General features: G+C 28.0%; 14 protein-coding genes. 12 read left to right on the forward strand and 2 right to left on the reverse strand.

Annotated elements, in window-relative coordinates; translation table 11 throughout:
- The first annotated feature begins 48 nt into the window (after nt 1-48).
- Nucleotides 49-636 carry a peptidoglycan-binding domain-containing protein gene (locus IC175_RS11435; RefSeq protein ID WP_227851530.1) on the forward strand — a complete coding sequence of 196 codons (588 nt, stop codon included), beginning with the start codon at nt 49-51 and terminating at the stop codon, nt 634-636.
- Nucleotides 637-911: 275 nt separating this feature from the next.
- On the opposite strand, the gene IC175_RS11440 is transcribed toward IC175_RS11435, so the two are convergent.
- The gene (locus IC175_RS11440; RefSeq protein ID WP_227851531.1) at nt 912-1,928 is read right to left on the reverse strand and encodes an alpha-hydroxy-acid oxidizing protein; all 1,017 of its coding nucleotides are present in this window, start codon (nt 1,926-1,928) and stop codon (nt 912-914) included.
- A 332-nt stretch (nt 1,929-2,260) separates the two neighbouring features.
- Nucleotides 2,261-2,443: a hypothetical protein gene (locus tag IC175_RS11445; protein WP_227432649.1), complete on the reverse strand. Its 183-nt coding sequence runs from the start codon at nt 2,441-2,443 to the stop codon at nt 2,261-2,263.
- 325 nt (nt 2,444-2,768) lie between these two features.
- Between IC175_RS11445 and IC175_RS11450 the strand changes: the two genes are divergently transcribed.
- The 11 genes from IC175_RS11450 (at nt 2,769) to IC175_RS11500 (ending at nt 16,830) form a co-directional block, all read left to right on the forward strand.
- Nucleotides 2,769-3,188: a DUF3785 domain-containing protein gene (locus tag IC175_RS11450; protein WP_227432650.1), complete on the forward strand. Its 420-nt coding sequence runs from the start codon at nt 2,769-2,771 to the stop codon at nt 3,186-3,188.
- Between the two features lie 340 nt (nt 3,189-3,528).
- A complete protein-coding gene (locus IC175_RS11455) occupies nt 3,529-5,160 on the forward strand; it encodes a GGDEF domain-containing protein (RefSeq protein ID WP_227824147.1) in 1,632 nt (543 codons plus the stop codon).
- 83 nt (nt 5,161-5,243) lie between these two features.
- The gene (locus IC175_RS11460) at nt 5,244-7,070 is read left to right on the forward strand and encodes a diguanylate cyclase (RefSeq protein WP_413927249.1); all 1,827 of its coding nucleotides are present in this window, start codon (nt 5,244-5,246) and stop codon (nt 7,068-7,070) included.
- Between the two features lie 21 nt (nt 7,071-7,091).
- Nucleotides 7,092-9,083, forward strand: a complete 1,992-nt coding sequence (locus IC175_RS11465) for a sigma 54-interacting transcriptional regulator (protein WP_255613374.1) — start codon at nt 7,092-7,094, stop codon at nt 9,081-9,083.
- Nucleotides 9,084-9,343: 260 nt separating this feature from the next.
- Nucleotides 9,344-10,603, forward strand: a complete 1,260-nt coding sequence (locus IC175_RS11470) for an aminotransferase class I/II-fold pyridoxal phosphate-dependent enzyme (protein WP_227432654.1) — start codon at nt 9,344-9,346, stop codon at nt 10,601-10,603.
- Between the two features lie 60 nt (nt 10,604-10,663).
- Nucleotides 10,664-12,451, forward strand: a complete 1,788-nt coding sequence (gene iorA, locus IC175_RS11475) for an indolepyruvate ferredoxin oxidoreductase subunit alpha (protein WP_227432655.1) — start codon at nt 10,664-10,666, stop codon at nt 12,449-12,451.
- A gap of 1 nt (nt 12,452) precedes the next feature.
- Nucleotides 12,453-13,028 (forward strand): indolepyruvate oxidoreductase subunit beta, encoded by a 576-nt coding sequence (locus IC175_RS11480; RefSeq protein WP_227432656.1) that lies wholly within the window; start codon nt 12,453-12,455, stop codon nt 13,026-13,028.
- Between the two features lie 53 nt (nt 13,029-13,081).
- Nucleotides 13,082-14,152: a butyrate kinase gene (gene buk, locus IC175_RS11485; protein WP_227432657.1), complete on the forward strand. Its 1,071-nt coding sequence runs from the start codon at nt 13,082-13,084 to the stop codon at nt 14,150-14,152.
- A gap of 216 nt (nt 14,153-14,368) precedes the next feature.
- Complete coding sequence (locus tag IC175_RS11490; protein ID WP_227835358.1) at nt 14,369-15,070, forward strand: YczE/YyaS/YitT family protein; 702 nt, start codon at nt 14,369-14,371, stop codon at nt 15,068-15,070.
- Nucleotides 15,071-15,130: 60 nt separating this feature from the next.
- Nucleotides 15,131-15,637, forward strand: coding sequence for an NUDIX hydrolase (locus IC175_RS11495; RefSeq protein ID WP_227432659.1), 507 nt, complete (start codon nt 15,131-15,133; stop codon nt 15,635-15,637).
- 170 nt (nt 15,638-15,807) lie between these two features.
- Nucleotides 15,808-16,830 carry an AI-2E family transporter gene (locus IC175_RS11500; protein WP_227432660.1) on the forward strand — a complete coding sequence of 341 codons (1,023 nt, stop codon included), beginning with the start codon at nt 15,808-15,810 and terminating at the stop codon, nt 16,828-16,830.
- Nucleotides 16,831-16,899 lie beyond the last annotated feature (69 nt).

The following is a 16,899-nucleotide window of genomic DNA, read 5'->3' on the forward strand; positions in this document are numbered from 1 at the left end:
TCATAATAGAAACTTTTAATAGATTCTAAAATATCAAGGAGGAGTTTTATGTTTAAAAAAGCTAGAAAAATAGTATCAATTATATGTTGTTTACTGATACTAGGAAGTACAATAGTATTTGCAGATACAGAAAATGATGTAAAAAAAGAATCTACTCAAAAACCAATTGCAGAAGCAAATTTTCAAGGTTATACATTTACCTATGAAAATGCACCACAACAAATAAAGGATGAATATGATGAAACTTGCAAAGAACTTGGTATAATACCAGAGCCAGATGCTGAAATATTCATTCCAATTGATGAGGTACAAAATTATAATATAGATGCTATACCTTATGCTGTAATTGATAATTTTACGGTTAAATATTATGACTCATTTTTTGATGTAAGTGGGAGTAAAAACTATAGAGTATATGTGACAACTTATGTTGGATATGGGCATGTGACATCTGGAAATCCAGTACATTTAACACAGTTATTACTTAAAGGTTCTGGTTATTCCTTAAAAGTGGATAGCTTATTTGGTGATACTACATATAGTAAAGTTAAATCTTTTCAAGGTAGTCATGGATTAACTTCTGATGGTGTGGTTGGCTTAGGTACATGGACTAAATTAGCACAATATGGACTTTAGTTAAATTCACATAAATATAAATAAGTAGTATAATAACTGTATGTTATTTTCTTTAACATATAGTTATTATACAAAATATTAATATTTTTTAAACTTGGAACTTTTCGTGTAAAAAAGATATAGAATTATTTTTTAGTGAAATAGCCTTTTTATTGTTGTAAAAAGTGCAAGTAATGCTTTCTATTAATCAATAACCTATAGAAATGAAAAATATCATATCTAAGGCTTAAATAAAATATTTTCTTAATTTTAATAAGATTTTAAATGTTTTATAATCATTTCCATATAACCCTACCATCAATATCCTTAACCTCTTGACAACCAGTCAAAATCATAGTTTCACATAACTCATTCCTAACCTTATCTATAAAAAACTCAACACCATCAAGACCTCCACCAAAAGAAGCAGTAACAAAAGGTCTTCCCATCAAAACAGCATCAGCACCCAAACCTAACATCTTAACCACATCAACACCAGTTCTAACACCACCATCAGCAAGTATAGTTATCTTTCCTTTTACAGCCTTAGCTATATCTGGAAGCACCTCACAAGTACCAGGAGTATAATCAAGCACTCTTCCACCATGATTTGAAACAACAATAGCACTAGCTCCAGACTCTACAGCCATCAAAGCATCATCCACAGTCATAATCCCTTTTATTATAAAAGGCAATCTAGTCGCTTCAACCAACTCTCTAATCTCTTCAACTGTCTTAGGTGAAAAAGGATTTTCTTGAAGCTGATTATTAATTAATCCACAAGCATCAAGGTCTACACCAACTGCAAAAGCACCAGCCTCTTCAGATAATCTAATTTTTTCTATTATCTTTGAATTTTTCCAAGGCTTTATAAATACAATTCCATCTCCAGCATTATCTTTTAAAACGTCTAAATTATCCAATAAAAAAGTATCTACATTGGTATCTCCAACCATGGCATAGATTCCAGAGTTAGAGCAACCTCTAACAACAGGTTCTATGTATTCTTTTTCAGAAATCTTACCACCCATATTTAACATAGTACCTGATACAGGTGCAGCAAATATAGGAGCACTCATTTTTTTACCAAATAACTCGATAGTAGTATCTGGATTTGAAACATTATGTATTACTCTCATATTTATTTTTACTCTTTCCAAGCTTCTTCTATTTTCTATAAAAGAAGAGCCACTTCCTTTTCCTCCCATGCCAGGAACATTTCCAGCACAAGCTAATCCATTACAAATCTTACAGACTTTACATTTTCCATTAAAGTTATCTCTAGCAGATTCTAATAATTCATTATAGTTCATATCAAATTCTCCTTTTCATTATATTAAAATTGAGTATTACTATATTGAAAATATCTTAATTGTAAATGAAGAGATGATATTGTGATTAGTTAAACTGAATAATACATATTAGATATTTTTATTATTGTAGGTAAGTAAATTATAGCATATTAGATAAATAAACTTAAATTGTTTTTGTTGATATAGTATATATATAGGATATTTATTAAAATTCAAAAAGGCCATATATAGATTTTTTTAATCTATATATAGCCTTTAAATTTATGTCAATTTCTTTTTTATCAATGAATAAATAATATAGAATACAATATACAAAAAAGTTGCTCGAAATGTTAGGCTAATCCCCATTTACAAAGCAACATCATTATGCTATGTAAATTTGAATCAACAATGTTTTCACCATACTTCACCATAAAGTCATCTAATTGTGTGTCTATAAATGAATAATATCCACTTATGCTATCAATATATGCAGTCATTAAGTGTATACATTCATCACTTTTATCTTTATACATCTGTATCTCCCCCTATACAATATATAAAATTTGATACTAAATCGTATCTTATAAAATAGTTAAGTGTGTTACATCTATATCCAATCTCTGTATTCATATACTTATATTAATAGGTAAAGTGAATTTTGACAATAGGTTTTGAAAAACTGGATGTTCAAAACGTAAAGTTGGGTTTTAAGATAATTAAGTAAATTATATGTATACAATATATGTATATAACTTACTTAATAAGAAATATTATAAAATTATATAACAATTACTTTTATTAAGAATGTTTAAGTGGTAGAATAACTTGGGAGATTAATAATTATTAGGAGGATATAATATGAGTTTGTACAAGTTTATATATGAAGACAAGGAATATTTATTAAAAGAAGATAATTGCAGTGCTTTAATAAATGATGAAGAAAGTCCAATTCAAGAAATAAGCATTCCAAAAATAATTGAGATACTTAATGAATCAGAAGATGTTGATTTTGATATAGAATACTATCAAGAAGCATGCCCATTATGCTTGGAGGGTGTAAAAGAAAAGAAAAAATTCTTTCCGTTTTTAGAATATCATTTTTATATTTTTAGTAAGGATGGAAAATATGTAATAAGTAATATATCTAGTGATTATAAAGGGATGTCTTTTAATAAATTATCAAGAGCAAATAAAGTTGATAATAGTTACATTGTAAGTGTGATAATTTGCGAAAATTGTCAAGATTATATAATTCAAATAGAAAATTGTATAGTTTAGTGTAATTTATGTCTTAATTTAGGAGAAATTTCTAAATTAAGACACCGACTTTTTTTAAAAATAGTATGGAAAATTACTAAATTTATGAGATAATGAAAGTCGGAGGTGGGTTACAATATATAATAAATATTTGGAAGATATAGATAGTATAATTTTAGATTCAATGTTTAAGCTGACCTTGAATGAAAAACTATTAAATAATGATAACTTTTTTGAAAAAAGAATTGATGAAATTAACAATTCAATTAATTCCTACAAAACTGAACAAAGTAGTTTAATGTTATTAAAATTAAATTTTTTGCTAGCTTTACTGTATGGTATTCAAGGATTTAGTGAAAAAATGAAAAAGTATATTTTGATTTCCTGTAAATATATTGAACAATACTTACCTAAAGATTATGTGTTTTTAGCACGATTTTATTCACAAATAGCCATTTTAAGTTTAAAGAATGAAGATGTAAATAGAGCAGATCTATATATAGATAAATTTAATCTTATTTGTAAGGGGAGCAATTTTTTAGTGGAAGAAATTATCTTTGAATCTCAATTGATTTATATTAAAGCAAGTAAATGTATTGATTCTTCTATAATAATTAAGGAAATAGAAGACTTATATATAAAAGTAAAAGAAACTAATGATTTTAATTGTAAAAAAATATATTTTTTTATAATTGGTAAGATATATTTTTTGTTTTTAGATGATGCATTAATTGCTAAAATGAATTTCTTAAAAGCAAGAAAATATGCAGAGTTATCAAAAGATATAGAAGTATGCTCACTATGCGATATAAAGCTAGGGGAATGTGAATGTTCCTTTGAAAATTATGAAGGAGCAAGAGGATACTTTAATGAAGTAATAAAGAATAAGAAATATACAAACGTAAATATGATTCAAAAGTATAGAGCATCAAATAACATAACTAAATTATTAATAAAAACTAAAGACTATTCAGGTGCTATAAATAATTTAGCAAAATCTGAAGTATATTTGGAAAAATTTAAGAATCAAGATTTAAAAGAAGTAGAAAAATTAGACTTATGTATAAATCTAGCTATGTACTATGCAGAAAGTAATGAAAAATCATTTGAGAAATCAACTTGTTATTTAAATCGGGCTAAAAGTTTGTTAAATAACATAAATAATGTAGAAGAGTATATAATATATGATTTAGAAGTGATTTATCATCAGATTAATATATATTATATATTTGAAGATTATGAAAAGTCCTTGATTACAAGCAAAAAACTTCTTGAAAAGGCTAAAGAAGCTAAAAATTATAATTATGTGAAAGAAGCATATAAAACTATACACATGTGTTTTGAGAAGATACAAGATTATGAAATGAGTATGAGATACTTTAAAATGTACTATGAGTTAAAACAGATGTATATGAAAGCTAGGAATAGAAATTATATAGACTCCTTAAATTATAGACATGAGCATATCGAAAAAGAAATAAATAATATGAAAAAAATAAAACTCGATCTAGATAAGAAAAAATACATCGACCCTTTGACAAATGCTTATAATAGAGCATATTTAAATAATTTCTTAGAAAAACAAGAGATTAGTGAGTACAGTTCTGCATTTATGATAGATGTAGATTATTTTAAGGAATACAATGACACTCATGGTCATTATAATGGAGATATTGCTCTTAAAAATATAACTATGATAATAAAAAAATATTTAAAAGAGGACATGTCTGTTATAAGGTATGGAGGAGAGGAATTTTTAATATTGTCTATATGCAAAGATTATAGAAAAAGCAAAGTATTTGGAAAAAAGTTATGTAAGGTTGTAAAAAAATTCTTAAATGATGATTTGACGATTAGTATTGGTATTGATACTTGTAAAAATAGTAGTATAGATATAAGTGAAATAATTGAAAATGCGGATAAAGCCTTATACAAAGCAAAACAAACTGGAAGAAATAGATGTTTGCATTATTATGATTTTAAGAATTTTTAACTCTTGAAATAGGATTGGTGATTTACTTGAAAGGGAGTTTAATAGAAGATTTAAAGAGAAATATAAAAAAGATAGAATATGATATGTTGACTAAGTTCTATCTGAATTTGACCGATTTAAACTACATCTTGGATTATCACAAAGACCTTTTAAATACAAAAATAGATGCTAAAGATAGAGTCTATATTTTATATTTAATTAGTCTAATAAACTATGTAAAAAAAGATAGAGAAGCATCGTATAATTATTTGATAGTTTCACTAAAAGATATTAAACAATTATCACTAAAAGATGATGCAGATATAATATCTAAGATTTATATTTATCTTACTCTATCTGCTATTTCTATAAAAAAATACGATAAAGCAAATCATTTTTATTTTTTAGCCAAAAAAATTATAAAACAACAACGTTTGAATGAATTATTGGTTTTGTTTAATATGAGTTTATGTGTAGAAATAAGTGCACTATATAAAACTAAATCTGAAGTAGTACTCTTAGTAGAGGAAGTATCTTTTTTTAAAAAATTAAAAAATAAAGTTCTTGTAAGTAGAGCAAATTATATATTTGGTAGGGTATATCTATACTTATTTAACAACTTTATAAAAAGTATGGAGTATTTGATTGAATGTCTAAGATTAGCCCAGGAAAATAATCTATATTCTATAGAAGCTTTTTGCAAATGTATAATAAGCCTCTGTTATTTAGAAAGTGGGAATAACAGAGAAGCCATAAAGTATATAAAAAATGCACTAGATGTTGCACATAATAATAATTCAGTATGTTTAACTGAAAGAGTAGCAATAAAAATAGACCTTATATGGGCATATTTAAAAGAAGATATGAATAAAGAAGCAGAAGTTGTTTTAGAAAAAACTATAGAACTGATGGATGTTGTTGAAGGCGTATATAAAGATTATTTGTACTCATTCATATTTTTATATTCAGCCGAAATAGAGTTAAAGAAAGATACTTGTAATTTTGAAAGAGTAAATGCATATTTGATTTTATCAAAAAACATATATAAAAGTTTTGGAGATGTTTTTATATATAATTCTAAATTAGATTATATTTATAAGTTATATGGAGATTTATATATAAAATTTAACAATGTAGATGAAGGAATAAGATATTATTTGAAAGGTTTAAACTTAGTTAAAAAAAGTTCATTAAATCCTAAAAAACTGTCGATATTTTATGGCCTAATAGCAAAAGGATATGAATTGAAAAAAGAGTTCAAACTAGCGATTGAATATTATAAAAGTATGGATTGGTATTCAGATAAGTGGGAAAAAAACAATTCTTATAAAACATCACAAGGTATTCATAAACAATATGAATTAAGACAAAAACAAGAAAGTTTAAGATTACTTGTAGATAATAATAAGAAATTGGAAAATTATATTCTAACTGATGGACTAACTCGACTATATAATAGAAGATACTTAGAACAACAATTGAATTTATTCAATGAAGATAGAGATAAAAATATGATGGCAATATTGATTGATATAGATTATTTTAAAAGCTATAATGATAACTATGGTCATCCAGCAGGAGATAAAGTTATAATTAAAGTAACTGACATTATAAAAAATGTATTTATAGATATTACTGAACACATAATTAGATATGGAGGAGAGGAAATCTTAATACTAGTAGATTCTATAAAATCAATAAATGTTGAAGAGATTGATAAGATAGAAATATATATTAAAAGAATTTTTAAACTTCTTGAATTTGAAGGAATTGAACATATATACTCTAAAGTAGAAAACTATGTGACTATAAGTGCTGGAGTAAGTATAAAAAGATGTCGTAGTAGAAAAGATGTCGAGATATTAATTGAAGATGCAGACAAAAACCTATATAAATCAAAAAAAGCAGGTAGAAATCAGTATATACTATAATTTAAAATTGAGGTGATTTTATTGCAAAAGAAGATAGGAATTATAGCCTCTGATATTGAATTAAAAGAAAGAATAGAAGAATTATATAGAGAAGATGTAGAAAATGGAACTATAATAATTGACATACTTAATCTTGATTTAATGGAAAATCAAGGACGTATACTTGTTGAGAAAGGTGCTCAAGCTATAATCGGTAGAGGAGGAGGTTATAGTTTAGTAATAGACACAGTAAGTGTACCTGTAATACCCATGAATATGAAATCAACCGACCTTCTAAGAGCAATAGAAATGGCAAAGCGATATTCTAAAAAAGTAGTATTAATACTTGGAGATAATGAAGTTTCTTTTGATTATGTTGGTTGGAGAAATGTCATAAGTACTGAAATAACTGAAGAATGGTTTGAATCTAAATACGAAATAAGAAGTAAGGTTGTAAAGTATATAGACCAAAAAGATGAAGTTGTAATAGTTGGTGGAGGTCTAGCATGTTCTTTTGCGAGACAATATGGTATTGATAGTGTATTTGCAACTGCCAGTGACGAATCTATAAGAGAAGCTGTTGAGTATTGTAAGAAATTATTAGATACATTAGGCGAGGAAAAATTTAATAATGAAGTATTAAGAAATATATTAGATGGTATAAAAGATGGAGTAATTGCTATAGACAGTAATGGAAGTATAATTTTGTACAATGAAAGTGCAAAAAACATGCTTAAAGTAGAAAGAAAATGCGCGCTTAATAAATATATTCTAGATATATTTCCAAAAATGGGATGGCTATTAGATTGTCTACATGAGAAAGATGATGTAGAAGATAGAAAGATAAGAAATATAAACAACTTGATTGTTAATACTAGAACAACATTAATAAAAGTAGATGATAGCACTTATGGAGTTTTAGGAATAATACAAGATATAACTAAGCTACAAAATTTAGAAAGAAAAATAAGGTTTGATTTAAATCAAAAAGGTCTATATGCTAGATATACTTTTGATGATTTTTTATTTAAAGATAAATTAACAAAGGAATTTATTGAAGAAGCTAAAAAAATTGGGAAAAGTGATTACACAACGCTACTTTATGGAGAAAGTGGGTCTGGTAAAGAAATTATAGCTCATAGTATACATAATATAAGCAAAAGAAAAGACAGGCCTTTTGTGGCTATAAACTGTGCTACTATAGCAGAAAATTTACTTGAAAGTGAGCTTTTTGGATATGAAGAAGGTGCATTTACAGGTGCTAGGAAAGGTGGAAAAAGAGGGTTATTTGAACTTGCTCATGGAGGAACTCTTTTTCTTGATGAAATAAACAGTCTCTCATTTAATATTCAGACAAAACTATTAAGAGTAATAGAGGAGCGACAAATAATGAGAATTGGCTCTGACTACATAATACCTTTGGATATTAGAATCATAGCAGCTACCAATGAATCTTTAACAGAAAAAATAGTTATGGGTACATTTAGAGCTGACTTATTTTATAGATTAAGTAGTTTAGAGATAAATATCCCTCCTTTAAGAGATAGAAGAGAAGATATAATACCATTGTTTAATAATTTTGTAAATGAAGTTTTAAAGGATGATGGTTTACATGGAATAAACAGTATAGATGAAAATTTTGCTCTAACTAAGGATGAGATAAATGCGCTATATAATTATAGTTGGCCTGGAAATGTTAGAGAGCTAAAAACAATAGCTCAAAAGTATGTTGTGACAGGGAAAATTAAATTAAGAAAAGAGCAAAACTTTAAGGCTAAAGAAGTAGTACCTAGTTCCAGTGTAGAAGAATTTAATGTTGAAACAACAGCAAGTATGGAAACTACAGATAAAGTCATAGATATAAGTAAGATAAATGATGGTAAGGTAAGTATAGATATAAAAGAAGTAAATAAGTATGTTGAAGAAAAAATAATAAGCATGCTTTTTGCTCAGGGGCTTTCCAAAAATGAAGTTGCACAAGTTCTTGGAATAAGTAGAACATCTCTATGGAAAAAGTATAATAAAAATATTTGACATAATTACATATAAATTATTTTGAAGTGATGTTAATTTTTCAAAACGAATGTTAAGAAAAATTAACATTATTTTTTTGTAGAATTTTATTTTTTCAGACAAGCACATAGATTTGTAAGAAAAATAACTTAAACACTTAATTTTAGTAGTGAAAAAAATCAGAATTCTAAACAAAAGTAGTTTTACATAAAGTTAAATTTGTTGGCATGCTAATTGCTTAATATAAATGTGAGAGTAAATACAATTTTAGGGGTGATGGTATGAGTCAAAGTATGGTTGGTAAGCATGCAATGTGGCCAAAAGAAAATGATGTTATATTTAGCTTATCTGGAAGAGCTCAAGCAGCAGAAAAAGCTTTAGGTATGGATAATGTAATAAATGCAACAATAGGCGCTCTAATGGATGACTCAGGAAAATTAATAACAATGAAAACTGTATATGATGAATATAAAGCATTAGATAACTGTGATATAGGTGCATATGCAGCCCTTGAAGGTCAGCCAGACTACTTAGAAGCAGTTAAAAAAGTATTTTTTAGAGATTACTTACCAGAAGGACATATAAGAGTATTAGCTTCACCGGGAGGAAGTGGTGCAATAAAACTAGCTGTATGGAATTATACAAATGAAGGTGACGAAGTTTTAACATCTGATTGGTTTTGGAGTCCATATGTTAGTATAGCTGAAGAAGCTAATAGAAAAGTAGTAAACTACCAATTGTTTGATGAAAATAGAAAATTTAATTTTGATTCATTCAAAGAAAATTTTGTGAATATAGCAGAAAAACAAGGAAGAGTTTTTACAATTATAAATACACCAGCTCACAATCCAACAGGATATAGTGTTGCAGATGATGAGTGGGATAAAATATTAGACTTATCAAAAGAAGTTGCACAAGATAAAGACAAAAAGATAATATTTTTCGTAGATTCAGCATATATTGACTTTGCAGGTGATGATGATGTATGTAGAAAATTCTTTAAGAAATTTTCCAACTTGCCTGAAAACGTTCTTATATTAGTTGGTTTTAGTATGTCAAAAGGATTTACAGCTTATGGAATGAGAATGGGAGCTATAATTTGTATATCTTCAAATGAAGATGTAGCAGAAGAGTTCCATTATTCATGTGTTCATTCATGTAGAGCAAACTGGTCAAATTGCAATAGAAGTGCTATGGCAGTTCTATCTAATATTGTAAATGACCCTAAAAAATTCAAAGAATATGAGGAGGAAAAAGAAGTATACAAAAAAATGCTGACTAGAAGAGCAGATGTATTTGTAAAAGAAGCTGAAAGAGTAGGATTAGAAATTCTTCCATATATAGCAGGTTTCTTTGTAAGTATACCATGTGATAATCCAAGAGAAGTATGTGAAGAATTAACTAAACACAATGTATTTGCAATTCCATTGAAGATGGGATTAAGATTTGCAGTTTGTGCAGTTTCAGAAGAAAAATGTAAGAAAGCACCAAGTATTATAAAAGAAGCACTTGAAAGTTTAGAAGTAAAAATAAATAATTAATTTCATTGAACAAATTGGGTGGACTATGAATTTAATAATTGTAGATGGAGGGAATTTTATATGAAACAATTGATGACAGGTAATGAGGCAATTGCACGTGGAGCCTATGAGGCTGGTGTTAAATATGCATCTGCATATCCAGGTACTCCAAGTACAGAAATACTAGAAAATTTAGCAACATATAAAGATGCAATAGTTGCAGAATGGGCTCCAAACGAAAAGGTAGCACTTGAGGCTGCTATAGGGGGTTCAATTGCAGGAGCAAGAACTATGGCTTCTATGAAACATGTTGGTGTAAATGTTGCAGCGGATCCAATATTTACTTATGCATATACAGGCGTAAATGGTGGTATGGTACTTATTACTGCAGATGAACCGGGAATGCATTCATCTCAAAATGAACAAGACAATAGAATGTATGCAAAGTTTGCAAAGATACCTTTATTTGAACCATCAACTAGCCAAGAAGCTAAAGATATGATAAAAGAAGCTTTTGAAGTAAGTGAAAAATATGATACACCAGTTTTATATAGAGTTACAACAAGACTCTGTCACTCAAAAGGTTTAGTAGAGTGTTATGATAGAGAAGAAGTTGAAATTAAAGAGTATGTGAAAAATGCTAAAAAAATGGTTACTGTTCCAGCAAATGCTCAAATAAGAAGAGGCGTTGTTGAAGAGAGAATGGAAACTCTTAAAAAATTCTCAAATGAAACTGACTTAAACTACTATGAAATAAATGATACAAAAATAGGTGTTATAGCTTCAGGTATGTGTTGTAATTTTGCTAAAGAAGTATTTGAAAAAAATGCATCATATATGAAGTTAGGATTTACAAATCCATTACCTTATGAAAAAATAAAAGAATTTGCAGACAAAGTAGATAAAATATATGTAATAGAAGAAAACGACCCATTTATAGAAGAACAAATAAAAGCGTATGGAATAGATTGTATTGGAAAAGATGTAATACCTCCATATGGAGAAATGACACCAGATGTTTTAAGAAAAGCTATATTTGGAAAAACAAATGACACTATAGAATATAAAACTGAATTAGTAACACCAAGACCACCAAGTTTCTGTGCAGGATGTCCACATAGAGGATTCTTCTATGAACTTGGAAAGAGAAAAAATTTAATAGTTGGTGGAGATATAGGATGTTATACTCTTGGATTTGCTCCTCCATATAATGGAATAGATTATGTTGTTTGTATGGGTTCTGCCTTTGGAACTGCACATGGTGCTCAAAAAGTTCTTAACATGAAAGAAGGAAATGAAAAGAGATTAGTAGGTGTACTTGGAGATTCAACTTTCTTCCATACAGGAATAAATGGTCTTTTAGATGTAGTTTACAATAGAGGTAATTCTATATCAGTAATATTAGACAATAGAATAACTGGAATGACAGGACATCAAGAAAATCCAGGTTCAGGATATACTTTACAAGGTGATAAAACTAAAGATGTTGACATAGAAGGATTAGTCAAAGCTTGTGGAATAGAACATGTAAGAGTTATAGACCCTAATAATCTAAAAGAAGTAAATGAAGCATTAGATTGGGCTTTGGCTATAGAAGATGAACCATCTGTAATAATCACAAGATGGCCATGTGTACTTAAAAAATTCTCTAAAGAAGATATAGAAGAGTTTAATAATCCATTTAAAACTAAGTGTAAGGTTGACCATGATAAGTGTATAGGATGTAAATTATGCTTAAAAACTGGATGTCCAGCACTATCATTTGATAAAGAAAATAAATTATCAAATATAGATAGAAATCAGTGTGTAGGATGTGGAGTATGTTCACAAGTTTGTCCAAAACAAGCAATAGTTAAGGAGGAAAAATAATATGACTAAGAGTATACTTTTGGTAGGTGTAGGAGGTCAAGGAACTATACTTGCTAGTAAATTATTAACTATGGGATTGATGGAAGCTGGATATGATGTAAAAATGAGTGAGATACATGGTATGAGCCAAAGAGGAGGTTCAGTTTCTTCACAAGTTAGATATGGAGATTGTGTTCATTCTCCAGTTATAGAAATTGGAGGAGCAGACATTTTAGTATCTTTTGAAAAGATGGAGGCTTTAAGATGGTTTAATTATCTAAAGCCAGAAGGAAAAGCTTTAGTAAATAATCATAGAATAGACTCTATGACTGTTTTAATCGGAGGAGCTGAATATCAAGAAAATGATATAGATGCAGAATTAAATAGATTAAATGCAAAAGTGATAAATGCAGCAGATAAAGCTGAAGAATTAGGAAATGCAAAGATAATGAATGTTATTTTATTAGGATGTCTAGTTAAATCTATGGAACTAGAGTCTATTGACTGGGAAAAAATTATAAGTGAAAATGTTAAACCAAAATTTGTCGAGTTAAATATAAAAGCTTTCCATGAAGGTATGGAAATGGTTGGCAAATAGTTTATAATATATATAAGATAAACTATAGAAATTAATGCGAAAGGAAGAAAAGTATGACTTATAGAATATTAGCCATAAATCCAGGTTCTACTTCTACAAAAATAGGAGTATATGATGGAGAAGAACAAATTTTTGTGAAGACGATAGACCATCCAGCAGAGGAGATTGCAAAATATAATACAATTCAAGACCAATTTGAAATGCGTAAAGAGGCAGTTTTAAGTATTCTTGAAGAAAACAATATAGATTTAAAATCTCTTAGTGCAATAGTTGGAAGAGGTGGAGTTTTACCACCAGTAAAATCAGGGGCATATTTAGTAAATGAAGAAATGATTGATGTACTTAAACATAGACCAGTACTTGAGCATGCTTCAAATTTAGGAGCAGTTGTTGCACATGCAATATCAGAACCACTTGGAATAAATTCATATATCTATGATTCTGTTGCAGTAGACGAACTTATAGATATAGCAAGAGTATCTGGGCTTTGTGGAATGGATAGATCAAGTGCAGGGCATGCACTAAATACTAGAGCAATGGCTTTAAAATATGCTAAAGATAGAGGTAAAGATTACAAGAGTTTAAACTTAATAGTAGCTCATATTGGTGGAGGAGTAAGTATTTATCTTCATGAAAAAGGAAGAATGGTTGATATGTTATCTGATGATGAAGGGCCATTTTCACCAGAAAGATCAGGAAGAGTTCCTGCTACAAAATTAGTAGCTGCTTGTTATTCAGGTCAATGCTCAGAAAGAGAAATGACTAAAAAGATAAGAGGTAAAGGTGGTATAGTTTCATATTTAAATACTGTAGATGCTAGAGAAGTTGAAAAGATGATAGCAGAAGGAAATGAAGAAGCCAAAATTATTTATGAGGCAATGGCATATCAATTGGCAAAAGGAATTGGAGAATTAGCAACTGTAGTAGATGGAAAAGTTGATGCTATAATTATAACAGGTGGAATTGCATATTCTGAAATGTTTACTTCAATGGTTAAAAAGAGAGTTGAATTTATAGCGCCAGTAGAAATTATGGCAGGAGAAAATGAGTTAGAATCACTTGCTTTTGGAACTCTTAGAGTGCTAAATGGAGAAGAAGAAGCTAGAATTTATAGTGAAAATTAATTAAATTAACTAAAAATGTTTAAATATTAGAAAAGTGGTATATCTATTTTTACACTAAAGCTTAGAATATAGGTGAAGACGTGTAAAATATGGATTGCCACTTTTTTTATGATTGAAATTCTATATTAAAATGATGAAAAATTTTGTAAAACTTTGTACTTATATATATATTTTATTGGTATTTATTGTTATTATTATTATGAGGAGTGATTTTTAATGGGAAAAATTAATTTAAAAAGTATGATAAGGTTGTTTTCAGGTTTTTTTATATTTGCAATTTCTTCTGTGCTTATGGTTAATGCACATGTTGGTCTTATGCCTTGGGATGTGCTTCATCAAGGTTTATCTATAAAATTAGGTATAACTATAGGTCAGGCGTCCATATTGGTAGGTGTTATAATCGTTATATTGGATGCAGTTTTTGGTGAAAATATAGGATGGGGTACATTGCTAAATATGACATTTATAGGAATTTTCATTGATTTAGTAATATTTTCAGGTGTGATACCTCATGCAAGTAATACTTATATAGGAGTATTAATGGTTGTTATAGGAATCATCTTAGCTGCTATAGCTAGTTTTTTGTATTTAGGAGTTTGCCTTGGAAGTGGGCCAAGAGATGGTCTTATGATTGCTCTTCAGAAAAAAACTAATAGGTCTGTACGTCTTGTTAGAACAGTTCTTGAAATATTAGCACTCGTTGCTGGTTGGTTATTAGGTGGTTCTGTAGGAATTGGTACACTTGTAAGTGCTTTAGGTTTAGGGTATGTATTACAAATAGTGTTTAGAATGTTTAAATTTGATACAAAATCTCTTAAACATAGATTCATTATAGATGATATAAAAGAGTGGAAAGAAAAGAAAAATGATGAACATAAATGTAAATCAAGCATTGTAATAAAAAATGAACAAAATTAATTATACTAAAATGTATCTATATTTTAGTTAACTTTATAAGGAAAGTAAGGAGATTTGAAAGTGGAATTATGGGATTTGTATAATGCTGATGGAATTAAAACAGGAAATGTTATAGAGCGAGATAATTCTATTGAAGAAGGATATTATCATTTAGCAGTTGAAGTGTGGATTGTAAATAGTAATTTTCAGGTTTTAATTCAGAAAAGGTCTGAAAATAAAAAGACACTGCCAAATATATGGGGGATGACAACTGGATGTATTGTTTCTGGAGAAGAAAGTTTAGATGGTGCAATTCGTGAGGCTAAGGAAGAAATAGGAATTGATATATCCAAAGATGAGATAAAGATTTTTAGAAGTATGATTCATGGAGATACTTTATGGGATGTATATTTAGTTAAAAAAGAGTATGATGTATCAAATGCAATTTTACAAAAAGAAGAAGTAAGTGATATAAAATGGGTAAGTACAGGTGAAATAAGACAATTATTAAAAAAGGGCTTATTTTTTGAATATCCAGAGATATATGATTTACTATCTGATATAGATAATAATGATTTAAATATATAATGTAGGCAGAATTAGATATAAGTATGTATTATCTAAAATTATCTTCTCTAAAATTTAATGTTGTATTAGGAAGAATTAATGCATTATTTTTAATGTTCTCCTAATTAGATTTTAGAATTAGAGTAATAAGTTTGATTGTTAAGTAGTAAAAATCTGGGGAGGATTACGCTGTGGAGAATAATAAAGAATTGACACCCGATAGTTCAAAATATAAGATTGTTTCTATATCTGTGGTAGTGATTATTTTAATTACATTTTGGTATATGTTAAATATGGTGCTTTTAACATTTATAATGACTTTTGTTTTTTATAATTTATTAGTTTCCATAAGAAAAAGAATTAGGAAATTATTTTCTTTCTATGTTCCTGATTCATTAATAATTATAGTATTATATTCGTTATTTGCTATATTATTAGTACTAATTAGTTATGCAGTTGTGCCAATAATTATAGTTCAACTTACAGAGTTAAGCAGGATTTTAAGTAATTTTGATGTAAATCAATTTGCTCAATCTTTAGGGCCAAAGATTTATCCTATTGTTTCAAAGTTGGATTTTAATAAATATATTTCACAGGCAGGATTGTTAATAGCATCAGCAGCAACTAAAGTTGGAAGTTTTGGGATAAATATATTACTAGCTTTTTTACTTAGTTTACTGCTTTTACTTGAAAAAAATGATATTAAAAAATTTGGAAATAAACTTGCAGAAAGTAAAATTTCTTTCATCTATAATTCTCTTGTATTTTTTGGAAAAAGTTTTGTGAAAAATTTTGGTGATGTAATGAAAGTACAAGTAATGATTGCATTTATAAATTCTATTGTTTCTATGATTTTTTTAGGATTTATGGGTTTTCCTCAAATATGGGCTTTAGGGCTTATGATTTTTGTTTTGGGTCTTATTCCAGTAGCTGGAGTTATAGTGTCTCTAATTCCATTAACAGTAATAGCCCTTAATATAGGAGGAATAGCAAAAGTATTTGGCGTTTTGGCCATGATTTGTATAGTGCATGCAGTGGAAACATATATATTAAATCCTAAGTTGATGTCAAATAGAACAAAACTTCCAGTTTGTTTTGTTTTCATTATTTTACTTGTAGGAGAGCATTATTTAGGTGTATGGGGATTATTAATTGGAGTTCCAATATTTATGTTTCTTATGGATATATTTGGTGTAAAATTTAGTTCAAGATGATAACTTATAATTACATTTACTTCCTAATACATAATGCTTTAATTGTAAAAAAGAACCTATAATAGATAT

The organism is Clostridioides sp. ES-S-0123-01 (genome assembly GCF_020658415.1).
GTDB lineage: Bacteria > Bacillota > Clostridia > Peptostreptococcales > Peptostreptococcaceae > Clostridioides.